This window comes from Stieleria marina (assembly GCA_007741555.1).
GTDB lineage: Bacteria > Planctomycetota > Planctomycetia > Pirellulales > Pirellulaceae > K23-9.
In genome coordinates, this window is sequence record CP036526.1 from 6421799 (window position 1) to 6445856 (window position 24058).

At 54.6% G+C, this 24058-nt stretch carries 21 protein-coding genes; 14 read left to right on the top strand and 7 right to left on the bottom strand.

Features of this window, described 5'->3' with window-relative positions:
* The first annotated feature begins 268 nt into the window (after positions 1–268).
* The 7 genes from K239x_RS22840 (at position 269) to K239x_RS22870 (ending at position 8281) form a co-directional block, all read left to right on the top strand.
* The gene (locus K239x_RS22840; protein WP_145420666.1) at positions 269–1168 is read left to right on the top strand and encodes a DUF2293 domain-containing protein; all 900 of its coding nucleotides are present in this window, start codon (positions 269–271) and stop codon (positions 1166–1168) included.
* Between the two features lie 67 nt (positions 1169–1235).
* Positions 1236–2138, top strand: coding sequence for a dihydrodipicolinate synthase family protein (locus K239x_RS22845; RefSeq protein ID WP_419189294.1), 903 nt, complete (start codon positions 1236–1238; stop codon positions 2136–2138).
* Positions 2139–2142: 4 nt separating this feature from the next.
* A complete protein-coding gene (locus K239x_RS22850) occupies positions 2143–3078 on the top strand; it encodes a DMT family transporter (protein ID WP_145420668.1) in 936 nt (311 codons plus the stop codon).
* Positions 3079–3156: 78 nt separating this feature from the next.
* Entirely contained in the window at positions 3157–4098 is a 942-nt protein-coding gene (locus K239x_RS22855; protein ID WP_145420669.1) for a dihydrodipicolinate synthase family protein, read from the top strand.
* 2 nt (positions 4099–4100) lie between these two features.
* Complete coding sequence (locus K239x_RS22860; protein WP_419189295.1) at positions 4101–5033, top strand: proline racemase family protein; 933 nt, start codon at positions 4101–4103, stop codon at positions 5031–5033.
* 32 nt (positions 5034–5065) lie between these two features.
* On the top strand, positions 5066–6325 hold the full coding sequence (locus K239x_RS22865; RefSeq protein WP_145420670.1) for an FAD-dependent oxidoreductase: 1260 nt from the start codon (positions 5066–5068) through the stop codon (positions 6323–6325).
* Between the two features lie 54 nt (positions 6326–6379).
* On the top strand, positions 6380–8281 hold the full coding sequence (locus tag K239x_RS22870; RefSeq protein WP_145420671.1) for an alkaline phosphatase D family protein: 1902 nt from the start codon (positions 6380–6382) through the stop codon (positions 8279–8281).
* Between the two features lie 51 nt (positions 8282–8332).
* Here the strand turns inward: K239x_RS22870 and K239x_RS22875 are convergent, their stop codons facing one another.
* The 3 genes from K239x_RS22875 to K239x_RS22885 form a co-directional block, all read right to left on the bottom strand.
* The gene (locus K239x_RS22875; protein ID WP_419189296.1) at positions 8333–9391 is read right to left on the bottom strand and encodes an agmatine deiminase family protein; all 1059 of its coding nucleotides are present in this window, start codon (positions 9389–9391) and stop codon (positions 8333–8335) included.
* 514 nt (positions 9392–9905) lie between these two features.
* On the bottom strand, positions 9906–11519 hold the full coding sequence (locus K239x_RS22880; protein ID WP_145420673.1) for a YhjD/YihY/BrkB family envelope integrity protein: 1614 nt from the start codon (positions 11517–11519) through the stop codon (positions 9906–9908).
* A gap of 113 nt (positions 11520–11632) precedes the next feature.
* Complete coding sequence (locus K239x_RS22885) at positions 11633–12052, bottom strand: hypothetical protein (RefSeq protein ID WP_145420674.1); 420 nt, start codon at positions 12050–12052, stop codon at positions 11633–11635.
* Positions 12053–12429: 377 nt separating this feature from the next.
* On the opposite strand from K239x_RS22885, the gene hpt reads away from it, so the two are divergent.
* The 4 genes from hpt to K239x_RS22905 all read left to right on the top strand — a co-directional run bounded on the left by hpt (position 12430) and on the right by K239x_RS22905 (position 16308).
* A complete protein-coding gene (hpt, locus tag K239x_RS22890) occupies positions 12430–12975 on the top strand; it encodes a hypoxanthine phosphoribosyltransferase (RefSeq protein ID WP_145420675.1) in 546 nt (181 codons plus the stop codon).
* Positions 12972–14303 (top strand): glycosyltransferase family 4 protein, encoded by a 1332-nt coding sequence (locus K239x_RS22895; RefSeq protein WP_145420676.1) that lies wholly within the window; start codon positions 12972–12974, stop codon positions 14301–14303. Before hpt ends, K239x_RS22895 begins: the two co-directional genes overlap by 4 nt.
* Positions 14300–15553 carry a glycosyltransferase family 4 protein gene (locus K239x_RS22900; RefSeq protein ID WP_145420677.1) on the top strand — a complete coding sequence of 418 codons (1254 nt, stop codon included), beginning with the start codon at positions 14300–14302 and terminating at the stop codon, positions 15551–15553. The genes K239x_RS22895 and K239x_RS22900 overlap by 4 nt, the downstream gene beginning before the upstream one ends.
* A 200-nt stretch (positions 15554–15753) precedes the next feature.
* Positions 15754–16308, top strand: a complete 555-nt coding sequence (locus tag K239x_RS22905) for a hypothetical protein (protein ID WP_145420678.1) — start codon at positions 15754–15756, stop codon at positions 16306–16308.
* A gap of 85 nt (positions 16309–16393) precedes the next feature.
* Here the strand turns inward: K239x_RS22905 and K239x_RS22910 are convergent, their stop codons facing one another.
* Entirely contained in the window at positions 16394–17308 is a 915-nt protein-coding gene (locus K239x_RS22910) for a glycosyltransferase family 2 protein (protein WP_419189297.1), read from the bottom strand.
* A 299-nt stretch (positions 17309–17607) separates the two neighbouring features.
* On the opposite strand from K239x_RS22910, the gene K239x_RS22915 reads away from it, so the two are divergent.
* The 3 genes from K239x_RS22915 to K239x_RS22925 are packed head-to-tail and all read left to right on the top strand — an operon-like array spanning position 17608 to position 20797.
* On the top strand, positions 17608–19515 hold the full coding sequence (locus K239x_RS22915; protein ID WP_145420680.1) for a cation:proton antiporter: 1908 nt from the start codon (positions 17608–17610) through the stop codon (positions 19513–19515).
* Positions 19516–19534: 19 nt separating this feature from the next.
* On the top strand, positions 19535–20194 hold the full coding sequence (locus K239x_RS22920; RefSeq protein ID WP_145420681.1) for a hypothetical protein: 660 nt from the start codon (positions 19535–19537) through the stop codon (positions 20192–20194).
* Positions 20195–20233: 39 nt separating this feature from the next.
* Positions 20234–20797, top strand: a complete 564-nt coding sequence (locus tag K239x_RS22925) for an elongation factor P (protein WP_145420682.1) — start codon at positions 20234–20236, stop codon at positions 20795–20797.
* Between the two features lie 464 nt (positions 20798–21261).
* Here K239x_RS22925 and K239x_RS22930 read toward each other — a convergent pair whose 3' ends face one another.
* From K239x_RS22930 to K239x_RS22940, 3 genes are all read right to left on the bottom strand, one after another.
* Positions 21262–22638 (bottom strand): MFS transporter, encoded by a 1377-nt coding sequence (locus tag K239x_RS22930; RefSeq protein ID WP_145420683.1) that lies wholly within the window; start codon positions 22636–22638, stop codon positions 21262–21264.
* A gap of 67 nt (positions 22639–22705) precedes the next feature.
* A complete protein-coding gene (locus K239x_RS22935; protein ID WP_419189298.1) occupies positions 22706–23548 on the bottom strand; it encodes a class I SAM-dependent methyltransferase in 843 nt (280 codons plus the stop codon).
* Between the two features lie 76 nt (positions 23549–23624).
* Positions 23625–24053 (bottom strand): Minf_1886 family protein, encoded by a 429-nt coding sequence (locus K239x_RS22940; protein ID WP_145420685.1) that lies wholly within the window; start codon positions 24051–24053, stop codon positions 23625–23627.
* Positions 24054–24058 lie beyond the last annotated feature (5 nt).

A 24058-nucleotide genomic window follows, 5' to 3' on the forward strand; every position in this document is an offset into this window, starting at 1 on the left:
GAGTGTCTGTTCGCCAAGGTAAACCCCGTGAAAAGTAAGCACCGCCGTAGGCAGTACCCGACAACTATTTTACTGCGCTTGATTGATATCAGTCTCTCTGCGAATAAGCCGCCGAGTAAGCAATTGCGTCCGACGTTGCAGCAACGCGTCTACACCGCTGCTGAAACGATTCTGAAGCGACAGGGGCTGTCGGCCCGATCGAGCTGCTTCTTCATTTGAGCTTTCTCACTTCGAGCATTGGAAACGCGAACACGAGCGCTACCGTGTTTTGGAAGAACACATCCAGTGTGGTCCCGCGAAGCTGGACAATACGTTTCGCTATTTTCGACAGTGGACCAGGGAATCCAATTTGGAAAGCGCTGTCGTGCCTTACCAAGCCGCCAGTCGATCGGGCAATCGCGGTCTACGAATCATGATCGATGTCGATCGCGAAGTGTTTTTTCAGACTCGCTATCAGATTGCGGACCAAACACCGGCCCGAAAGAAGCAAATCCAAAAGAAGCTCACAAAAGCGCCCGATTTGGTCGTCTATGTGATGACCGCTGAAGTTGCCTGCTGCAGCGAATGCGATGAACCGATCCATTCCCGTCAACACATGTACCGTGAGGCAGATCAGCCGCTATGTACTGCGTGCGCTGATTCTGACTACTTGGAATTTTTGCCCAGTGGCAATGCGACACTCACACGCCGCGCAAAGAAACACAGTCGGTTGTCAGCTGTTGTTGTGTGTCTTAACCGTCGGCGAAAGCGCTACGATCGCCAAGGGCTTCTGGTCACCGCAGCGGCGATCGAACAAGCCGAAAATTCGATGCAAGACGATGCCGGCCAGCGAGCATGCGCGGCGGTGGCTTGCGACAAGCAAGACAAAAAATTGGTCGCGGCGATGGTGGTAGAGATCGGCAACCAGTTCCCGTCGTGCCCAGCCGAAGCGCCGGCGGCGCGGATCGCACAGCACACCGCGGAACATGGAAGCGGCCGTGTCGGGCGGTCGGCGGCGGGGCGTGACGTCGATCCCAAAGCAATCAAGCTGGCCGTCATTGCGCACATTCGTTACGAACACACCGGCTACGACAATATGTTGATGCAGGGCGTCGCTCGTGATGAAGCGCGCCGACAAATACAATTGGCCGTTGCGGAAAATCTAGCGCAGTGGCAATCGGGTGCTTGACGACCTAGGGCTGGCCGTTCTGATATGTCAACACTGAACCCACCACGATCTGCTGCGAGAACCTATTGTGACTTGGAAACCAATCAACGGCATCGTTCCCCCTTTGGTGACACCTTTGTTGGGACGCGACGAAATCGACGTCGATGGAACGCACCGGCTTTTGGAGCACATGATTGCCGGAGGCGTCGCAGGTTTGTTTGTGTTAGGAACCACCGGCGAAGCACCCAGTTTGAGCTATCGCTTACGACGTGAATTCATCGAACTGGTCTGCAAAGCCGTTGACGGACGCCTGCCCGTTTTTGTGGGGGTAACTGATACCGCGTTTGTCGAAACGATTACCCTGGCAAATGTGGCCAGTGACGCGGGCGCAGATGCGGTGGTGCTGACAACGCCGTACTATTTCCCGGCTGGCCAAACGGAATTGAAACTCTACGTCGATCACGTGGTGGATCAGTTACCGCTGCCTCTGATGTTGTACAACATGCCAAGTCTGACCAAGGTGTGGTTCGAATACGAAACACTGCAGCAACTGTCACAGCACAAAAGCATCGTCGGCGTCAAAGACAGTAGCGGCGACATGGACTACTTTCAGCAAATCATGGGTCTGAAAGAAGAACGACCTGATTGGTCCATGTTCATTGGACCGGAGCATCTGACGGCCGAAGCGGTACAGATGGGAGCCAACGGCGGCGTCAACGGCGGTGCCAATGTGTTTCCCGAATTGTTTGCCCAGTACTATCAGGCTGCGGTCGACCAAGATGAATCGAAGGTCGAATCGTTGCAGGAAAAAGTCGATGCTTTGCAAGCGATCTACGATGTCGGTAAATACGCTAGTCGACACATCAAAGCGACGAAGTGTGCGTTGTCGATCAAGGGGATTTGCAGTGACCACATGGCCGAACCCTTCAATCATTTTTTGCCACCGCAACGTGCCAAGGTAGAAGCGATTCTAAATCGATTGCAGTTTTAGGATCATGACAACCAAGCTTGCGAACGGACTGCTGCTAGCGGTAGGCGCCATCTGGGGACTCGCATTTGTCGCTCAGCAATCTGCGATGGATGACATGCCGGCGATGCTGTTCATTGCGTTGCGATTCTTTCTCGCCGCCGCGGTGGTCGCACCGATGGCGATCTATGAACGTGCTCGCATTGCCGACCCAGACACCGCGGCGCGATCACACCACTTTGTCGTTTTGGGCATCGTATTTTTTCTCGGCATGTCGACCCAGCAAATTGGATTGCTGGGGACAACGGTGACCAATGCCGGATTCTTGACGACACTGTATGTCGTCATTGTTCCAGTGTTGTTGTTTGTCGTCTGTCGGCAACGGCAGAGCGTGGCCGTTTGGATGTCAGCTTTTGTTTCATTGATCGGAGTGTATCTGCTCAGTGGTGGCGATTTTTCGCGGATCACTTGGGGGGATTGGATGGTCGTGCTTTGTGCATTTTGCTGGGCCATTCATGTGATACTGGTCGGCCGATTTGCAAAGCAAACCAATCGCCCGGTGAGTTTGGCGGCGAAGCAGTTTTTTGTTTGCGGATGTTGTGGGACGATCGCACACCTTGTCAGCGAATCATTGGGTTGGACCGATTCGACATTTTCGGTTTCGATGTTGCTCGCCGTGCTACCAGAGATCGCGTACGCGGGAATTCTTGCCGGTGGTTTGGGATTTACGCTTCAGATTGTCGCTCAGCGGCACACCAGTTCCAGCGTCGCTGCGATCTTGATGGGGACGGAGAGTCTTTTTGCCGCAGTGTTTGGCGCTGTTTTCGTTGGCGACCGATTAACTCCCGCGGGCTACTTTGGGTGCGCATTGATCTTTGCAGCCGTGATTACAGTCGAACTGCTGCCGGTCAAAAAGTTTGGCATGTCGCAAGGACCGACGGTTCGCCAGCCGCGCCAGGATTGATCGACGGCTGGCAGGGTCGCAAGTCGACGGTTCTTTGATTCAAATGGGGTTCAACTTCCAACACCAGATGGCAACGAAATGAACAACAGCGTTTTCCGTGGGTGCATACCCGCTTTGATGACTCCCTGTGATGCAGACCGCAAGCCAAATTTTGCGGCTCTGGTCAGCAAAGGCAAAGCTCTGATGGACGCGGGCATGAGCGGCGTCGTTTATTGTGGTTCCATGGGAGATTGGCCGCTACTGACCGACCAAGAACGTCAAGAAGGCGTGAAGCAATTGGTCGATGCTGGCGTCCCGGTCGTCGTTGGCACGGGCGCACAGAACCCGAGCATCGCAGCACAGCATTCGGCGCACGCTGCCAGTGTTGGCGCTGCCGGACTGATGGTGATTCCACGCGTGCTTTCGCGAGGAACATCACCGATTGCTCAGCGGCATCATTTCGCAGGCATCTTAAACGCCGCGCCAAACCTGCCCGCCGTGATCTACAACAGTCCCTACTACGGATTCGAAACGAAGGCGGATCTGTTTTTTGATCTGCGCAGTGAATTTAGTAATCTTGTTGGGTTCAAAGAATTCGGTGGCGCAACGGCACTCAGCTACGCTGCCGAGCATATCACTAGTGGGCGTGATGATCTGGTACTGATGGCGGGCGTTGACACGCAAGTGTTCCACGGTTTTGTCCAATGCGGTGCGGCCGGTGCTATCACGGGAATCGGCAACTGCTTGCCCGGTGTGGTGCTGCGTTTGGTGCAGCTGTGCCAGCAAGCCGCCACCGGAGATGCCGAAGCGCGACGACTTGCAAAAGAACTGGACGATGCGTTGATTGTTTTGTCGACGTTTGATGAAGGTCCGGATTTGGTGCTGTACTACAAGTACATCCTGTTCTTGCTGGGCGAAGCAGAATACGAGTACCACTTCAATGAAACCGATTGCCTGAGTGAGAGTCAGAAAGGATTCGTCGAAACGCAGCTGAAGCTCTTTCAGGATTGGTATGCAGCTTGGCCTGGACGAACAGCGTAGGCATGATTCAGCGAATTCACACCATCGATTCGCATACGGCTGGCGAACCGACGCGCGTCATTGTCGACGGCGCCCCGGACTTGGGCACGGGAAGCGTTGCCGATCAGTTGGTGCGTTTTCGTGAATCGTTTGATGCCGTCCGCTGCGGCGTGGTTCGCGAACCACGTGGGTCGGACGTGCTGGTTGGCGCAATGTTGTGCAAGCCTGCCGATCCAAGCTGCGACGCTGGCGTGATCTTTTTCAATAACGTCGGTTTTCTAGGCATGTGCGGGCATGGGCTGATTGGTGTTGTTCAAACACTCAAAGAGCTCGGTCGGCTAAGTTCCGATTCGTGTTTGATTGAGACAGCCGCGGGCGTGGTGTCGGCCAAGCTGAATGATGATGGTTCGATCAGTGTCGATAATGTTGCCAGTTACCGAATCGCCAAAGATGTTGAAATTCAGGTTCAGGGAATCGGAAACGTCGTCGGCGACATTGCTTGGGGTGGCAATTGGTTCTTTCTGGTGAAAACACCAGCATGTGACCTGCATTTGTCTCGGGTGCGCCAACTTCAGGATCACGCCGGGAATATACGATCGCATTTGAACTCGAGCGGTTTTCCCGACGTCGACCATGTGGAACTGTTTGGTCCGCCGACAAAGGCAGGATCGCATTCACAGAATTTTGTGCTCTGTCCGGGGCTGGAATACGATCGTTCGCCTTGCGGTACGGGGACCAGTGCGAAGCTCGCCTGCCTGGCTGAAGACGGAAAGCTAATGCCGGGTGAGCGATGGGTGCAGGAAGGAATTCTCGGAACTGCGTTTGAATGCACGTACCGATGGATGGATGAAACGAAAAGCAGGATCATTCCCACAATCTCGGGCACTGCGTTTATCACAAGCGAGTCCACTTTGCGTTTTGATTCCGATGATCCGTTTCGCGAAGGAATCAGGTAGTCATGTCAGTCCGGTTCGCAATCTAAAGTCTCATGTCAAAACACGTTGCAATTATCGGTGGCGGCGTCGTGGGAATGGCGACGGCTTGGTTTTGCCAGCAGCAAGGTCACCAAGTCACGGTGATCGATCGCAAACCCAGTCAGCGAGACGGTTGCTCGTTTGGAAACGCAGGCATGTTGGTTCCCAGTCACGTCATTCCTTTGGCTGCACCCGGCATGATCGCGATGGGGCTGAAGTGGATGTGGAATCCGGAATCGCCGTTCTATATACGACCACGTGCGTCGATGGATTTGGTCCGCTGGATGTGGCAATTTAAAAAGTCGTGTACGCAGCAGCATGTTCAGCGTTCGGCGCCGCTTTTACGTGATTTGCATCTGCGCAGTCGCGAGCTCTACCAGCAATTGCAGACAGAGCTTCCCGATGGTTTTGGGCTCAAGACTCGCGGATTGTTAATGTTGTGTAAGACAGCGGCAGGCTTGGACGAAGAAGCCAAGACGGCAGCCAAAGCAGAAAGCCTGGGGGTGCCCGCTCAAGTGTTAGATGCCGAAGCAACGTCGAAGTTGGATCCGAATGTTCAGATGGATATTCGCGGTAGTGTTTTTTATCCCAAGGATTGCCACCTTTCGCCCAATCGATTGATGCGTGCGATTGAGTCTGAACTAGAAAACAACGGCTGTCGCTTTTGTTGGGAAACGGAGTCGTTGGGGTTTACCAAATCCGGTGGCCGTATCGAGAACGTTGTGACGAGCGCGGGCGAAATCGATGCCGATGAATTTGTCGTTTGCGGCGGAGTGTGGTCCACGATGCTGGGACACGATTTGGGAGTGGCTTTGCCAATGCAGGCAGGTAAAGGCTACAGCGTGACGATCGATCAGCCGGCTGAATTACCCGAATTATGCTCGCTGCTTCACGAGGCCCGTGTCGCGGTCACACCGATGGGAAGTTCGCTTCGCGTGGGTGGAACGATGGAGATTGCCGGGATCGATCAATCGATTAGCCAGTCGCGCGTGCGAGGGATTTTGCAGTCGGTGCCAAAGTATTTTCCGGCGTTCAAGGCAAGCGATTTCGAGGGGCAACCGGTGTGGAGTGGGCTGCGTCCGTGTTCGCCCGATGGGTTGCCCTACCTCGGTCGGACGGCCAAGTGGAGCAACCTGGTTGTGTCGACGGGCCACGCCATGATGGGCATTTCGCTGGCGATGGTCTCAGCAGAAATCGTTGCCAATCTGCTAAGTCACCAAACGCCCGAAATCGAAGGCCTACGAATGCTATCGCCGGATCGATACGCTCGCTAACAGGATGTGTATGATGGGCCCATCCTGTTTGTTCTCTCTGTTTGATTGGGTGTCATGCGTTTTCTTGCTGCTGCGATCCTAGTGTCTTGTGCGTCCGGTATTACTTTTGCTCAGAGCGGTGTCGGCACGACTGGCAAGGCCGTTGAAGCGGCGACGATCGGTGCTTCAGTGCAGGTTCGCGATGCCGATCCGATTCGTTTGACGCATGGTCCTATGCTTGGGCAGCCCACTGCTACATCGATGCTGGTCTGGGCACGAACATCGGCGTCGGGCGAATTTTCGGTTCACTATGGAACCGACCCCAAGAAGCTCGATTTGGTTAGCGAATTTGCCAAGACAACGATCGACCGCGACAACACCGGGATCGCCAAATTGGTCGACCTGAAACCCGATACAAGGTATTACTACCAGACTTGGGTCAATGCTCGGCCGCACGGATTGCCTGGTAGTTTTCTGACACTGCCAAGTGCCGACGCGTCTCGAAATGCTGAGTACAACCCGGAAGGTCTTTTTAACTTCCGGTTTCAAATCGGTTCCTGTGCAAACCAAAATCCGCTGCATGGTCCCGGTCACCGCTCGACCACGTACGAGCATCTCAATGCTGACTGGGCTGACAAAGTTCATTTTCACATCATGAACGGCGACTGGCTGTACGAGGAACTTCGTCGCTATCCGCCCGAAGCGTGGCAGTTGACTCAAAACGTTGCGACGCTGCCGATGGTCGTCAACATCATGCCAACGATCGTTGGCGTGTGGGAAAACTACAAGCTCTACCTCAGTCGCGGTGTGGAACTTGCCCAATGGCATCGCAATGTGCCAAGCTACTTTACCTTTGATGATCACGAACTGGTGAATGACATTTGGGGTTCTTCCGAAGCTGGTAAGCGGCACCGGCGTACGGTTTTTCGTGACATCGGTACACAAGCTTGGCATGACTATCTGGGCTGGGCCAATCCCCAAGCGTTCAAACACGCGATTCATTTTGGCAAAGGATCGATGCGAGCTGGCAGCGATTTGTTGACCGATACCGACGTGGATTTTACGAAGCTGCCGTTATCGGAAATGACGAACTTGCACGTTCACTGGGGTACCGCTGAAGCCGGTGTGAACGACATGAAATATGACAACGACGATGGCAACAAAAATTCGTTTGTCTATGACATCGTCGAAGTGGTCGACAAGCATACGCTCAGGCTGCACATGCCTGCCAAAGTCGATGACTCGGAATTGAGCTATTCGATTGGTCGTCGCAGTTACGGCAAGTTTCGCGTAGCAAATTGTGATTTCTTCTTGATTGACACCCGAGGCGATCGCGACATGCATGATGTGTCTCAGCGTGACAAGCCAGGCGTTTCGCTGTTGGGAAAACCGCAGCGAGAGTGGTTGCTGAAATCAATGCGAGAGAGCGATGCCGATTTCTCGTTCGTCATTTCGACCGTCCCCTTCATGATTCCGCATAGCGGTGCTGGGGGGTTCGAGGCCGACGAGGCGAACAAAGAAGAAGCCTGGACTGGCTTTTTTGACGAGCGGGAATTGTTGATCAATGAATGGGACAAAATGGGCAAAAAGGTGTTCGTCATGACCGGCGATTTGCACAATAGTTTTGCGATCAAGGTGACCGACAACGTGTACGAGTTCTGCTGCGGTCCGCACAACAGCGTCAATCACGTGCCCAAGCTTGACGAAAGCGACCGACCAGCGACTGGTAAATTCAAATTCGGACCCCGCGAATGTGATATCCGCTGGAGCAGCTATGTGCTGCCGGACCTGCCGCGACTGGAGCGATTGTATCCGTATTTTTGCGTCGTTCAGGTCAACAACGTCTTTAACATGCCGCAAAAACTGGGGGGCAAACGCTTGGTCGCCTATCCACATCCTCAAATCGTTTTTCAGTACTACAGTGGCACGACCGGTGAACTGGCTTACGCAGAAGCGATATCGTTGGACAGAAAGTGATCGTCGCGTTGAGGCCGTCGAGCAAATTCGGGGGCCACGGTAACGCGATGGTTATTCGTCACCGGTAGCTTTGTTGCCAAGACTTTCGATCGTGCTTTTGAACGAATAGTAGGTCTTTGGCCAAGGGGCTTTGTCAGGCAAATTCAATGACAAGCAGTGCAGCGACCCTTGCAGTGTTTTCATGCTGGTCATGTCGACTGTTTTGATTTGGTAGTCAGGCAACAGACGCTGGTACGTTGCGATCGCGTTTTGAACGATGAGCTTTGAGTCCGTATCGAACGTCGGCATCAGCAACAGTTTGTTTGCCATGATGATATTCGTGTAGGGACTCCAGAACATGCCCTCGCGGGGAGGCACATCGATCCGATGGACTTCCAGTGGTCGACCGGCGACGCGTGCGGTTTGTAGTCGAGCCGCGTTTCGGTCCAAGATTGCGGCGTTGATCGGATCGCGAAAACGATCGACTCGTGCCACCAAGACGCGGTTGGAATCCAAAAACGTCGCGAACATATCGGCGTGCCGGGTCGCTTCTTGTTGCAGTGGTTCCAGGATGACGAGCTGGTCCAAGTTAAAGCTGCGTTTGAATTCCTTCGTGACCATCTTGCGAGCTTCTTGCTGCGGATTGGTTCCCGGGAGCGGATTGGGGAACTGAACGTTATTGTCCGAAAAAATGCGATTCGTTGCGATCGCGAGTCCTGCACCATTGCTGATCAGGTTGCCACCCTGCACGGTCCAGCGAACGGTTCGCAGCCGTGTTTTGGCAATCGCGGCCCAACGACTAGGAAAACTATCATCGCGGGGACGACTGCCTTCGTAAAAGAAGTCGATCGAAATCCAACCGTTGTCCAGTTCCGCTAGACGAGGTCCGAAGTCACGCAGCCAAATGGTGTCCATTTCGAGCTGTGAAAAGTAAACATGCTCGAAATTGGGATTGGAATCGGCAAGCAGTTTAGTCACATCGAGGAGCTGGTCCAGTTCGTCGTAGAGAATCAGGACATTGACGTGCTGGGATGTCTTGTCGACGATCTGCTGCAGAATGGGATAGTGGTGCGGCATCCAATCGGTGATGCTGAGCACGATTGCCCGTTGTGGTTCGAATTCACCGGGCACCCGCACTTTTGCCAGCGCCGGTGTGGGCGTTGGCTTTGACTCTGATTGAGTCGCAGCTTTTGTGGCGGTGGAATTGGCCGTGGAACTGCTGGGGACAAATCCCCGAGTTGCTTGTTGAGCTGTCGCGGTCGTTCCATGGCAATGGAAAAGGGCGACATGCAAAACACAGCCAACGAAAACGCGATGGAGTCGACGCGACCGAGCACGGCGCGTTGACCGCGGTGTTCCGACGAAAAGTGTTTCGGGGAAAGATGTTCCAATGAAAAAAGAGGCCATGCGAGACGGCAGCCAACAGCTAGATGGTGATCGAAATGAAAGCTGGTCAACGACCTCCCGAATCTTACTCACGGGTGATCGCTACGAGAAGCTGGCAATTATCCATTGCCGTCAATGTCACCGCCAAGTTGCCGGTTGTGACGATGGGGACAGTCTGTGCTAAGTCAGGGGATCACGTCGAAAATGAATGGCTCTTGAAGTGCCAGTTCGCAGCAGGCGGTCGCTTTGATTCGGGGCTCTAAGTCACTTCTGCGAGGGTTTTTTCGTTCGCGGCAGCTCGTTGGGCATCTTTCAGATCGGCGAGGGTTTTCCAGGCTGGATGGTCGCTGGATGGACGTGATTGATGGGCAAGCTGCAGGATTTCTGACACGGAGATGCTTTCTGCGGGACGACCCAGAGTGAGCGCGTCTTCTTCGCCAGCGCCGGACGAGACACGGCGAAGCAGCCCGGCATCGATCAGCCGGTGTGTCATTTCGTGGACGATGCGTCCGGATAGCCCCAGGCAATCCGCGATCTCTTGATAGTCGATGGATTTGCCTTGCCGAAACGCTTCGGAAACTTCCGTCATGATCGGTAGCATCCAGTCGGGGTCGCCTTTGAGAAGGTCGTCTTCGTCATGATTGACGCGTCGCAGTCGTCGCCCGCGCAGTGTTTGGAGCGTGTAAGTCAAAATCAGACCGAACAAAACGATCAGCCACGTGACATAGATCCAAAACAGGAACAGCGGAATCAAACCCAACGAACCGTAGAGTGCTGCATAGGGAACCGCGGTGCTGACATAAATCTGAAATCCAAACTTAGCGGCTTCCCATAACAGAGACCCGACCAGCGACCCGACTACGGCAGCGCGCGGCGACACGTTGGTGTTTGGCATCAATGCGTAAAGCAAAAACAACAGGACCCAACTGGCTCCGATCGAAAGGAGCCGCGCCAAGACCAGCTGTATTGACGATCCCACGCCCACTGTGCCTGCCCACGCCACAAACTGTCCGGACATGTAAAGGCTCATCGCCAGCAAGCCACTGCCCAGGGTGATGATCGACCAGTGGATGGCGAGCCGAATGTGGACCGGCCGATGTTTGGGGGCGTCGTAGATTCGGTTGAAAAGGTATTCGGTCGAATCAGCCAGTGCGACCGCTGCGTACACAAACAGCAGCAATCCGAAGACACCGATCGACGCGAAATCAATCGACGCGACTTTTGTGGTGGCTTCATGAAGCGTGCGGCGAATGATGGCACGAGTTTGCTGACGCGTCTCTTCCCTTTCTTCGGCTGCGTTTTCGGCGTCTAGCTCAACGTCGGTTTCGGATTGCAGGGCTTCAAGAGCGGACTCGGCATCGGATGCTTGCTCAGGTGCGGATGCTTGCTCGGCGGCGTTTGTAGCGATGGCGTCATCGACGACTTCGGCTACCTGTTCCGCTGAAAGATCATCGCCGACTTCATTGGCCGGCGCCTCCAGGCTGGTCGCTGACTCCGCAGGAGCGTCGTCATCGCCGACCGCGACCAACGAATCGTTGTCGGTTGGCTCTTTGGGGAGGTCTTGTTGTAGATAGCTTTCGGGGATCTCTGGAACACCAAAGAACGAATAGAGTTGGTTTTCGACTTTTTGCTGAACGTCATCCAGTCCGCCCACGACTCGAAACATAACGAGTCCCAGCACAACCACGGGGATCAACGAAAAGATGGTGCGATACGTCAGTTCGGCAGCCATGCCTTCGGCGCGATGACGTAGCAGCTGACGCCAACAGTGGGCGCCTAGCTCCCAGGCGTAGCGAACGTTGTGCTGGCCACGCGTAAGTTGTTCGCGCGGACGTAGCACGGATTCGGTGATGTAGTCGGTCAGTCGTCGCATCCACTGTCACCGAAAGAGTACCGAACCAACCTTTGTCGCTGGCAGACCGTTGTCGGGCTGCTCGGTTTACAGGTTACTCCGTTTGGGAAGAAGCCAACCGGTAAGATACCCGATCACGCTGCGCGTCGAACGTCTTGGTCGTCGGACGAACTTTGTTCGTCTGCAGCGTCCTGTTCGGCTGCAATGTCGTGCCTGTCGTGTTCGTCTGAGGTGCCGGGATGGGTTCCGATTTTGATGACGTTGATTTGATGATCGTCGCTTTCGGATTCAGCGCCGATTTCTTCGCCGCGGAACACAGCAACAACGCCGGTGTCGTTCAAGAATTTCAGTTCGTCCTCTTCGATAAACCAAAGAGCTCGAAATTGATCGGAACTAAAGCAACGTCCACAATAATGCTCGTCGCGAATGACGATCGACTCGGTAATTTTCGACGGTTCACCATTGCGAATGGATTCCGCGTACTGGTCACAATGGTCCGCAAGCCATTGGCGTACGTGAGTGCGGACAGTCTCGAGTCGTTGAGAATTAGTCATTCGCGGTTTGGGATTCTCATCAAGGTCGCACGGGCAAACGTCAATGGGCAACCATCAACGGTCAAAACTCACTCGGCGGATTTCACGCCTCCGTTGAGTTCTCTGACTCCCTGCACGCTGGTCGACCGTTACAATCGAGCCATTCGAGGCGGCGGAGCCCGATTGGAACGCAATCGAGTGAATCCCTGCTAAGATCGGCATCCGACAATCGTTTTGTCTCTCTCGATTGGGACCGCTGGCACGCGACACCTAACTGACACGAAACACCTAACGGTTAGACTGCTGCCAAACCCCTGGGGCGGCCTAGCTTGAAAACTGACGCTAAACTTCCCAAAGCACCACCGCCCCTCATTTCTCTTGATTTTTGAACTGTAACGATGCGAACTTTGCTGAACGAAAGCGAATTGAACGAAGGTGTCGAGCGACTTGCTAGCGAGATCGATCAGCACTACGGCAGCGAACGGCCGCTGACGGTGATCGCTGTGATGACCGGAAGTCTGGTGTTGTTTGCTGATTTGATTCGTCGATTGTCGATGCCCCAGCGAGTCGGTGTGATCCAAGCCTCTAGCTACCGTGGTGGGATGACGTCGGGCGAATTGTCGGTTGATGCAAACATGTTGATCGATGTCAAAGATCGCGATGTGCTGTTGGTCGACGATATTTTTGATACCGGAAAAACACTCGATCGCCTGACCGGGATGCTTCGCGAAATGGGAGCAAAATCGGCAAGGACGGCAGTGTTGTTGCACAAAACGCGAACTCACGACGTAGAAATGAGACCTGATTTTGTTGCGTTCCAGATTCCCGACGAATTTGTGGTCGGCTACGGATTGGACTACTTGGACATGTATCGCAACTTGCCGTATCTAGCAATTTTAGAGCCTGCCGAAATCGAAGCGACAGCTGCGGAAAATCAGTCGTGAGCTCACCGCTGCGATTGTTATTGCTGGGCCGACGATTCTGGCCGCACGGTTCGTCGGACAGTGCCGCGCATTTGATCGATTTGGCGACCGGGCTGAAACGACAGGGAGTCGCGGTCGAAGTTTTGACGCCCCGTTATTCCGCTTCGTGGAGCAGTGCTTTTGATTTTCGCGAGATTCCGGTCCATCGTCCCGCTATCGCGCCGCGAAGTGATTGGTCGACGGGACGATACATGCGAAATCTGACAAAGTGGATGCGAGAAAACGGCGAGCACTACGATTTGATCATGGTCGATGGGGCTCGCGAGGATGCGGTGGCGGCGCTCGAAGCCAGGCGAACACTTAACTGCCCCGTTGTCGTGCGATTGGGTCACGATCATCTGCAAAGCGATCTTGATTGGTGGGCTTCGTCGCGTGCTGCCCAGCGCTGCGAAAACGCTACTCGATCGGCGGACGCGATCGTTGTCAGTGGATCCAGCACGCAAAGAGCCCTCGTCAGTCGTGGCTTTGCTCCGCATCAAATCGTTCGCATTGATGTGGGAATCGGTACCTCGATTCGCTCGGACGAAGCACAGCGAATCGAAGCCCGAAAAGCTCTGGCGTCCATCAATCGTGACTTTCATGCGCCTGCTGATGAACCCGTGGTGTTTTGTGTCACGCCGATGGAGGGAATCGATCCCAAGCGGCGAATCAAGCAAGTCGATCGGTTGGTTCACGCAATGGTTGTATCAGCACGGGACCTAGTTGCCCGATTTCCGCTGCTGCATCTGTGGTACATCGGAGATGGATCGCAACGTGACCTCATCTACTCGACCCTTCGCGGCGACGGGGTGCGTGCGTCGATCGCGATGCCGGGTTGCTTTGGAAACATGGAAGACGTTTTCGCCGCCGCGGACGTGTATGTTCAGATGAATTCGTTCGGTTTGGAAGCGTTTTTGCCGATGGCGGTTGCTGCCCAGTTACCGATCGTTGCCGCCGATCTGCCTGAGGTTCGCGAAGTCCTTGCCCTGAAGAGTTCGGGATCGAACGACGTTCAACGTGCAAGTGTCGTTGACGCATCCCGTGCGACCGAGCAGGCTGATCGCTTAGGGGACGCTACGTCATTGGTTTCTTGGTTTGATCCCGACCGCCCCAAAACATTTCGACAAGCGGTGCGCCACGTTTTGGATGATTTGCCGGCCGCGGAGGCGAACGCGGAAGTGTTTCACAGGCAATTAGTGCGCACGCTGCCGCAAACGAAAGTTCTGGAAGACTACATGGTGTTGTTTCAAGATTTGATGGCCAAGCATCATCGGTCGGACCCGGGGCCGTCCATGGGAGCCGTTTCATGACGATCAAGGTAGCGTTGATTATTCCCACGATGGATCGCGGTGGTGCTGAAAAGCAGCTTTGCCTGTTGGCCGAAAATTTGCCGCGCGATCGTTTCGATGTGCATGTGATTTTGCTTACTCGAGATGGGCCGCGAAGCGAACGACTTCGTCAGGCCGGAATTCCGGTAACTGTGATTGGCAAACGTTTCAAAATCGACCCGTTCGCCTTTCTGCGACTGCGTCGTGAACTGGTGCGTTTGCAGCCGGATGTGGTTCACACTTGGATTTTTGCCGCGAATAGTTTTGGCCGCTTGGCGGCCAAGTTGGCGGGAGTCAAGCGAATCATCGCCAGTGAACGTTGCGTTGATTCATGGAAAACGAGTGGGCACTTTTGGATTGATCGTTGGCTGGCAAAGTGGACCGAAGCCATCACGACAAACAGCTCTGGAGTAAGCGAATTTTATGCCGCCAATGGCATCGCCGCCGAGCTGTTTCGAATCATCCCAAACGGCATCGAACCCGTGGATGTGCAGCCGATTTCGCGGTCCGACGCGTTGGCAAAGCTGAAGGTTCCCGCCGACCGTAGACTGATTCTGGCGGTGGGGCGTCTATGGCCACAGAAACGTTACCGGGACCTGATTTGGGCGGCCGAATTGCTGGCTTCCCTGCGCCGCGACACCACCCTAGTGATCATCGGGGACGGGCCCCAACGCGGCGAACTGCTTCGGCACCGCGACGCGGTGACGACCAGTCGGCACGTACGTTTTGCGGGCAGTCGCGACGATGTGGCTCAGTTGCTGCCGCACGCGGACGCATTTTGGATTGGCAGCGAATACGAAGGACAAAGTAACGCGGTGATCGAAGCGATGCAGGCGGGAGTGCCCGTCATCGCATCGGATATTCCCGGCAATCGCGACTTGGTGATCGACGACGGCACTGACGTCGATACTAGCGCAGCTGCAGCCGGAGGCACCGGCTCAGATGTCGTCGGAGGAACTGTTCCGGGCGACCTCGCAGAAGACACAACTAGCATCGGGCCGGCCACTCGCGAGTCGACAGGACGGATTGTGCCTCTGGGGGATACGGCTGCCTTCGCCCGCGAAACTCAGGATTTGCTGGAAAATCCCAACATGGCAAAACGGATGGGCGAAGCCGCGCGGCGACGAATTGCCAAAGAGTTTTCGGTCCAAAAGATGATCGACAAACACGTCGAGCTTTACGAAAATGGCCGTGTTTTGCCAGCAAAAAGTGATAAACAGTTCCGCTCGTAACGATCAGGTCATGGTCGGGCCGATGATTTTCTTGCCAAACACTCCTTTTGACTCAAAAACGGATTGAGCGATGCCGGGGCACGGATACCATCGGTTTCGTGACTGACACATTCACGTCGCCGAGCATTTGTCGGCGAAGCGATGGGTCACACGAAGCCCACCCCTCAATTCCGCCCTTCAGAGTCAAGCAACGAATGGACATGAGCGACACTAGCCGACCGGCGATCGACGAAGTCGACTTGATGTTGGCGAATGCACGCTTGCGTGACGAACTTGAGCCGTACCGCGACGAATCGATTGACGACCCCTCGGTCAATCGCATGCCGCTTAAAACGGAAAACGAGTACCTCGCATCGATGCTTGCCTGGGAACGTGCTCCGGCACTGCCAATTTCATGTTGGTTTTCCCCACCGTTGGTTCTCCCCGCTCCCGATTCGTTGGGTGACCAAGAGATCAGCAAACTGTTGGGCGAAACCGTCCAGCGTTTGTACGCCAAGAATGTGGTGCTGCGGTTCACCGATCACCTGTGTGATCGCGATCTTTACAAGATCGTCTATCGTGACATCCTGCCAAGCTGTGAAAAGAAGGTCGACGTTCCCGGCAAGTCACTCGAGTGGCGCTGCGTCGAAGACGACGAAACATGGCTTCGCTACTATGCGGGACCGGTCGATCGCCGCCGTTTTCAGGAAGAGCACGATTTGGATCTGCCAGAAAGCGCTGAGCCCAAATTCAAACGTCAACTGCCAGGCAACTGATTGACCTGAGCTTGCGTTGACTGAGCGAATAAATGCAGGTGGCCGATCAGCAACTGGCTGATCAAGCGACACACCAGATCGATTCTTATCTGGATCGGTAACGCCACATGCAGGCCAGTGCGGATACGCCATCGCGCCAACCAATCTTTTTGCCCTCGTCGTAGCTGCGACATTGATAGTTGGTGGCAACTTCTTTTACGCTTGCGCCGCGAACGGCTACTTTGGCCGTGATCTCCGGTTCAAATCCGAAGCGACATTCACGCAGCGGGATACTGCGAATCAATTCGCCGCGAAAAGCCTTGTGGCAAGTTTCCATATCGGTCAACTTCAGGCCGGTCAGGCGGTTGCTGAGCGTCGTGAGTGCCCAATTTCCGAAACGGTGAAGCAACGAAGGGTCGCTGATTTCGCCCAAGTAACGCGATCCGTAGACCACGTCTGCATCACCTTGGAGAACAGGCTGAACTACCTTGAGTAGATCAATGGGATCGTATTCCAGGTCGGCGTCTTGGATCGCGACAACACGGCCTTGGCTATGGCGGATAGCCAATCGTACCGCCGAACCTTTGCCGCGATTCATTCGTCGACAAATAACGGTGCGTTCCGTCCGCTTGGGCAAACTCTGTAGCCATTGGCTGGTGCCATCCGTGCTGCCATCGTCAATGACGATGACTTGCGTTCGCGGCGGCATGACTTCGTCGATACGCTCAAGTACCTTTGGCAACGTTTCTCGTTCGTTGAAAACCGGCACCATGATCGTCAGTTCATAGGCTGCGTCCGCTTGATTGTTATGGGCAGCCTGCTCTGAAGCTCCCGCGAGCAACTCCGATGCACTGGCGGCCTGCAGTGCGGCGTCGGCTAGGTCGAGCGTTTCGTTGACGCGCGACACCACGTTATCTTCGGCTGGCTGGGAAACCAGTTCGATGCAGCAGTCGTTTGGGGTCGCATTTTCGCAGACGCGTCCAGCAGGCTTAGCAGTATCGATAGAATCAGCGATGGGCAAGTTTGTAGTCTCTTGAAAAGATTGATTCGTCACATCCCCCATGCTAGAACCATGCCCGTTGGCGGGCTTTCGCAGCTAAAGGCTAGGTCTTCCTGCACACTGTGGTTGAGAAATGCGATCCAGATCACCGGACAAGTCTGCTATCGGCGTGACGGAATTGCGGGTTGTGTCGGTTGTCCCTCAGCTTCCAAGGAAACCACCCTTTGGCTTACGCTGTGCCCACACAATCGCACCCTGGTGTCTCGGTTTCGCACCCGTTGCTGCGGTTTCGTACCCCGCCGATCGAACGATCATGCCCTATGGATCTCCTACTTTATCTTGCACTCGTACCTGCTTTGGGAGTGGCAGCACAGTGGATCGCTTGGCGAACCAATTTGCCTGGCATCCTGCTGCTGTTGGTCTTTGGGGTGATCCTGGGGCAGTTTGTTCAAGTTGACGAATACTTGACGCTGTTGACCGGCGGAAACGAACAAGCAGGCCCCAATTTGCTGTTTCCGTTGGTGTCGCTCTCAGTCGCCGTCATTATGTTCGAAGGCGGCCTTTCGCTGAAACTGACCGAGCTGCGCGAAGCCGGCAGCGCAGCCCTGCGTCTGTGCACGATCGGCGCCGCGATCACGTTTGTATTGGCCGCCATTGCAGCCAACTACACCCTTGGATTTGATTGGCGTCTAGCATTCTTGCTCGGTGGCATCCTGACCGTGACAGGCCCCACTGTGATTGGCCCCTTGCTACGGCAGGTTCGGCCAAGTCGACGAGTGGCGTCGACGCTGAAGTGGGAAGGCATTGTGATCGATCCGATTGGCGCGATCCTGGCAGTGCTCGTGTTCGAACACTTGATGCTCAACGCTCAAGATGCGTCCGTCGGTGGCATCCTGTTGACACTGCTAGAGACTGCCGCGATTGGAGTCCTGCTGGGCGGAATTGGTGGCGTGGCACTAGGGTTTTCGTTTAAGAAATTCTGGGTCCCCGATCAGTTGCAAGGCGTCGCGGCATTGGCGATCGGTCTGCTGCTATTTGCGATCAGCAATCATTTTGCGCACGAGTCAGGGTTGATCACGGTCACCATTCTAGGGCTTTGGCTAACCAACCAACGCGGTTTGGACATCGAACACATTGTCGAATTCAAAGAGAATCTGCGAACGCTGCTGATCGGTGTCTTATTCATCGTGCTCGGTTCGCGAGTGAACATCGATGACATCATGGCCATCGGCATGCCGGGTGTTTTATTCGTCGTGATCCTGGTTTTGATCGTTCGTCCGGTTTCGGTCTTTGCGTCCTTAGCTGGATCAGCCTTAAACCGGCAGGAAAAGTCCTTTGTCGCGGGCTTGGCACCACGTGGGATCGTGGCCGCCGCCGTCAGCAGTGTGTTTGCACTGAAAATGGAAAGCCATGCCGCCCACATTGATATTCCCGGTGCCGATCAATTGGCCAATGTTACTTTCCTGGTAATTGTCGCGACGGTTGCCATCTACGGCCTGTCCGCGACGGCGCTGGCAAAGGTCCTAGGGCTGGCTGATACATCGACCAACGGAGTCTTGATTGCTGGTGCGGATGCTTGGGTGCGTGACTTTGCCAAAGAATTGGTCAAGGCCAAGATCAGCGTGCTGTTGGTCGACACCAACTACAACAAAATCTCCAAAGCTCGCGTTGACGGAATCGAAGCCTCTTGTGCCAATATTTTGAACGAACATGTCGTCGAAGAACTGCCGCTCAGCGGCATCGGACGATTGCTGGCGATGACGCCCAATGATGAAGTCAACTCGCTTGCTGTCCGCGAATGTACGCACCTTTTTGAGCGTTCTCAGGTTTACCAATTGTCGTTTAACCAAGAGAATACGCACCACCGCCGTGGGATGACAAAGAATCTGATGGGGCGCGAACTGTTTGGCAAAACGAACACCTTTTCCGAACTACGCGATCTACACGCCGCCGGGGCTCGGTTCAAAACGACGCCCCTGACCGAAGAGTTCACTCACGAAGATTTTCTGGAGAATTATGGCAACAGTGCCACGTTGCTATGCACGATCGACGAAGACGGAAGCCTGGAGTTTGATACCGTTGACCAACCCTTGCTGCCAAAGCCTGGGCAGCAATTGATTGCGATCGTATCGGCCATGGTCGTTCCCGATGATCATGCCGCCCATCCTGCTTCGGATGCGGCACAGGGAAACGCGACCGATCGGACTGGTCGCAGCGAAAAGTCCTAAACCTATTTGATCAATCACAATGTTCATCGATCCCTTTTCCATCATGCTCGCGCTGCTGCCTTTGATCGGCTACTTGCTGATCCTGGGCACCGTCCGGATGCTGGGGCACGCGTTGGTAACCACCGGTGGGCGTGACATTGCTGCACTAGGTGTCGCAGTGTCTGGCTTGTTTGCCATCGGCCCGGCAGAGCTTTTCTTTCCCAATGCAGCCGCGACCGTTTTTGGGCCGTTGGTTTGGGTTGCCCTGCTGATTTTTTATGGGCTGATTGTTTCGCTTGTTGCGCTGACATCCGCGCCACGCTTGGTCGCGTATGGGCGTTCCCCCGAAGAACTGTATCAACCGCTGTTGGCTGCCGCCCAACGAATTGATCCCAGCGCAGTCGCGATCGATGGGCACCGCGTTCATTTGCCAGCGATGGGAATTCACTTTCGCTTGGATGGCTTCCGCGATGCCGATCATGCCCAGGTGCTGGCTTTTGAACCGGGCATTCCGCTTCGGATCTGGAGCCAGTTACTGGCGGGATTTCGCGATGAGGTAAGCAAACTGCCGTCCCCCGAACGGCGGCATGGTTTCATGATGTTGATGGCGGCCGGCGCGCTGATCTGCTTATTGCTTTGGCAGGGGATTTCAGGGCACGAGCAGGTCGTCCAAGGTTTTCGTCATTGGCTATGGCGATAAAACAGATTTTTTAGTTCTTACTTAGAGGGAGTTCATTCGATGCAAGCGAAGGAAATCAAAACCGGTATTGTGGTCGTGTACGAAGGCAATCCGGTGCTGATCGAAAAAATCAGTGTGCATTCGCCTTCCGCACGTGGTGCCGCGACGCTTTATAAGTTTCGTGCCAGGAACGTCGTCACGCGAAACAAGATCGACATCACGATGAAGGGGACCGATCCGATCGACGAAGCTGATTTTCAGCGTCGCAACGTTCAGATGATGTATACCGATCCGACGCACATCTTTTTGATGGACCAAGAAGACTACCAACAGTTTGAATTACCGTTGGAGGATGTTGAAGAGCAGCTCCCCTATATCACCGAAGGCCTCGAAGGCATGCGGGCGTTGATTTACAACGATGGTTGCGTAGGGCTGGATGTGCCAACGTCGGTGGAGCTGACGATCACACAGTGCGATCCGGGCGTCAAAGGCAATTCGGCGACTTCGCGAACCAAGCCGGCGACGATGGAAACCGGTCTAGTCGTTCAAGTGCCCGAGTACATTAAGGACGGCGAGAAGCTGAAAATCGATACGCGTACCGGCGAGTTCCTTTCGCGGGCTTAGAGATCTTTCGCGGGCGTGTGGATTGTGCAACGCGGTTTGACGAAGCGTCTGGCTGGCAAGATCAATTTTTGATTTTGTTTTGTGCTGAAATGGCAACAAATCGCGAAAAGAAACTGCATTGCGGCCGAGTCAGCAGCCGACCTATCTTGCTGTACGCCTCCGGGTGTCTAAAATTGGACGGTGGGATTGAATAAGTCCCACACAGCTTCGGTCTTCCATTTCGGCAGAGGGATCATTTTTAGGGTTCGCCTGAATCACTTAACGGCTTGTGCAGTAGCACGCTCAGGTTCACGCGTTTCTCCCAGCGGCTCCATTTTGCCGCCGACTGATCGAAGCATCCGATATAGCCGGTCGACAGATCCTTTGGGATTATGTCGACCGGTTTTTTTGTGCGCCGACCACCAACCGAAATCCTCGGTTTCTGTTGTGACGGCGGGCTGTGGGGAGGGCGATTGGTCCGAGTGTTATAGACTGTCGGAAATTGCTTCGCCCGATTCCGTTTCGTTGTCCGCAGGTTTCGTGCGGTCGTTGAAGAACAGAACAAAGCCGATCAAAACGGCCAATGCAAAGAACGCTGGTATAGCCCACAATTGCTTCCACTCGATCGCTTGCAACTCGCTGTGTCGCAACGCATTTTTCTCGTCGGCCAGGTTGGCCAGTTCTGCTTCTCTGGCTCCCGCCTCCGTCGCGTCATCGATCTCTTGTGTCTTTTCAACGACTTGCTCGTTCAGTGCTTTTGCGGCGTCAGTTGTATGTGCGGCTTCGACGCGTCCTGCGACCTGAGCACCGATCATCATGCCCAAGCCAAGCGTCAGCATGACCAACAATCCTTGAGCCTGAGCTCTGACCGATTCCGGTGCTTTCTGGTCGGTATAGATTTGACCTGTCACGAAAAAGAAGTCGTAGCAGATACCGTGGAGTAGAACGCCCAAAATGATCATCCAGCGGATTTCCGAAGGTGCACCAATTGCGAAAAGTGCATAGCGGACGACCCAAGCGAGCATCCCGACGGCAATCATCCACTTCACGCCCAATCGCTTAAAGAACAGCGGCATGAGAAGCATGAAAACGATTTCGGAGATTTGCCCAAATGACATCGTCAGACCGATGGGTAGTTCGGTCAATTCGACCACTCGGCTGGCGATTTGGTAGTAAAACGCCAGCGGGATGCAAATCAGCATCGATGCCGCGATGAACACCAGATACGATCGGTCCTTGAGTAGCGAAAATGCATCCAGCCCAAGTAGCTGTCGCGCGGTCACCTTCTCGTCGCTTTGGATTGGCGGTGTGTCGGGGAGCGTAAAGCTGAACAGGCCAAGAACGATCGCTGATCCCGCCGCTAAGTAAAACATCCCAACGGTGGTTTCAAATCCGGTCAGCGTTAATGCAAAACCCGCTGCAATCCAACCGATCGTGCCCAGCACCCGAATCCCAGGGAACTGCTTCTCTGGATTCGTCATGTTCTTCATGGCGATCGTATTTGTCAGGGCGAGCGTGGGGTAGTACGTCAGCATGTAGCCGAGAAAAAATCCCCAGTTAAGTAGCGACGGCGACGGCGAATCACCTTTCATGACAGTGATCGCTGCCAGGATGATGCCGCCTCCCAGAAGGTGCAAAATGCCAAGGACTTTTTGTGCCGAAAAGAATCGATCGGCAATCAGGCCAACCAACAGTGGTGTTAGCAATCCAGCGATTGGGCCGACTGAATACGTGTTGCCGATATCCCCTGCTTGGAATCCGATCGTTCCTAGAAAGTTGGGGGCTGTGACGTACCAGGCTCCCCAGACGAAGAACTCCAGGAACATCATGATCGACAGCTGGATGCGGACTGTTGGATTCATGGCGGGCAACTTTGCGGTGGGAAAGACGGCGGAAAATCATTTCGAGTTCCGCAGAGTTTACCGCAAGTTACTTCGCCTTGAGCGCCTCAAGCACTTCCGTGGCCGGCATGGGCACGATTTTTTCTAGCGGGCTGTCATCACGGGCGAAGAACATCAAGTGCTGCCACGGAAGCTGGTTGTATTCGCGGACAAGTTTCATGCCGTTGGCTTCGTACTCCTTCATCACCTGCGACTTGGACATCTTGTGAAGCGGTTTGATGGGCACTTTGGGGTCTTCTTCACGGTATTCCAGCAGGGCCACGACTCCTTTGGGCGAAAGCGAGTTGCGAATCTCCCAAAGCATTGATTCGGGGTGCGAAAATTCGTGGTAGACGTCCACCATTAACAAGAGATCGATTTCGCCTCGGGGCAAATTTGGATTGTCGACGTCGCCTAAGATCGGTTCGATATTCTTTAGTTTCAGTTTTGCAGCGCGGGCGCGTAATTTCTGAAGCATTTCCCTCTGGATATCGACCGCCAGGACACGTCCCGTTTTGCCGACATCGCGGGCCATTGGCAACGTCCAGTAGCCATTTCCGCAGCCCATGTCGCAAACCACCATGCCCTCGGTCAGTAGCAGCTGCTTGAATGATTCCGACGCACGCTCTTCTTCATCGCGATTCTTGCGAATCAGCCAGGGGGCTCCCAAGTGCGACATCGGTTTGGCCAAGACGCGGCCCAAGTATGATTTGCGAGCTTGTTCGACAGGTTTGGGGCGGTCGGCGCCCGCCGTGCTTGCTGCCGTGGTGTTGTCTGCTGAGTCCTTCGATGCGGAAGGTGCAGTTGCAGAGGTCTGCTCAGGGACGACCGATTCAGCGACGACCGGATCAGTGGCGTTGGGTTCAGCGACGACTGGAACTTGAGCACGCAAGGTTCCGCAGCAAAGCAAAGGCAGGAGCAGGAACCCGGTAGTGACCGTGGTTCGTCGGCAGCGGCGCCGAGCTGCCCTAGTCGTTAGATCGTGGTGTGAAGTCGAACTTGGGCTCAAACGCTTCTTCAAAATCGTAGACATCGTCAAAGTCCTCGCGGCGGTCGGTTTCACTTTTTCGCATCTGTTCAATCCGAATTAAATTGTAAACCAATTCGCCGAAGTCACCGGTCGATTCGATACCCCATTTGGCCAGTACCATCCGAGCAAGGTAGCCGAATTGATCCAGCGCATATTTGCGACACGCGTGACAGAGCTGCTGGCCGGTGACGTGTTTGGGGTGCGGTTGGCCGAACGGAACGTCGCCTTCAACGTCAGGCTCCTGTTCAGGCAGGTCCATGTTTTCGTGGGCGAACTGGAGGGCTTCGCGAATAAACTGATAGGCCTCGAATTTGTATCGAGTGTCTTCGTCCAACAGCTTATTGATCGCTTGCAAGGGCGAAGTCATTTTGG

Bases quoted from the DNA above. Each gene is read 5' to 3' on its own strand.
- K239x_RS22850 (WP_145420668.1), top strand. From the start codon at position 2,143: ATGACAACCAAGCTTGCGAACGGACTGCTGCTAGCGGTAGGCGCCATC.
- K239x_RS22855 (WP_145420669.1), top strand. From the start codon at position 3,157: ATGAACAACAGCGTTTTCCGTGGGTGCATACCCGCTTTGATGACTCCC.
- K239x_RS22860 (WP_419189295.1), top strand. From the start codon at position 4,101: ATGATTCAGCGAATTCACACCATCGATTCGCATACGGCTGGCGAACCG.
- K239x_RS22865 (WP_145420670.1), top strand. From the start codon at position 5,066: ATGTCAAAACACGTTGCAATTATCGGTGGCGGCGTCGTGGGAATGGCG.
- K239x_RS22870 (WP_145420671.1), top strand. From the start codon at position 6,380: ATGCGTTTTCTTGCTGCTGCGATCCTAGTGTCTTGTGCGTCCGGTATT.
- K239x_RS22880 (WP_145420673.1), bottom strand. From the start codon at position 11,519: ATGCGACGACTGACCGACTACATCACCGAATCCGTGCTACGTCCGCGC.
- K239x_RS22885 (WP_145420674.1), bottom strand. From the start codon at position 12,052: ATGACTAATTCTCAACGACTCGAGACTGTCCGCACTCACGTACGCCAA.
- hpt (WP_145420675.1), top strand. From the start codon at position 12,430: ATGCGAACTTTGCTGAACGAAAGCGAATTGAACGAAGGTGTCGAGCGA.
- K239x_RS22900 (WP_145420677.1), top strand. From the start codon at position 14,300: ATGACGATCAAGGTAGCGTTGATTATTCCCACGATGGATCGCGGTGGT.
- K239x_RS22905 (WP_145420678.1), top strand. From the start codon at position 15,754: ATGAGCGACACTAGCCGACCGGCGATCGACGAAGTCGACTTGATGTTG.
- K239x_RS22915 (WP_145420680.1), top strand. From the start codon at position 17,608: ATGGATCTCCTACTTTATCTTGCACTCGTACCTGCTTTGGGAGTGGCA.
- K239x_RS22920 (WP_145420681.1), top strand. From the start codon at position 19,535: ATGTTCATCGATCCCTTTTCCATCATGCTCGCGCTGCTGCCTTTGATC.
- K239x_RS22925 (WP_145420682.1), top strand. From the start codon at position 20,234: ATGCAAGCGAAGGAAATCAAAACCGGTATTGTGGTCGTGTACGAAGGC.
- K239x_RS22930 (WP_145420683.1), bottom strand. From the start codon at position 22,638: ATGAATCCAACAGTCCGCATCCAGCTGTCGATCATGATGTTCCTGGAG.
- K239x_RS22940 (WP_145420685.1), bottom strand. From the start codon at position 24,053: ATGACTTCGCCCTTGCAAGCGATCAATAAGCTGTTGGACGAAGACACT.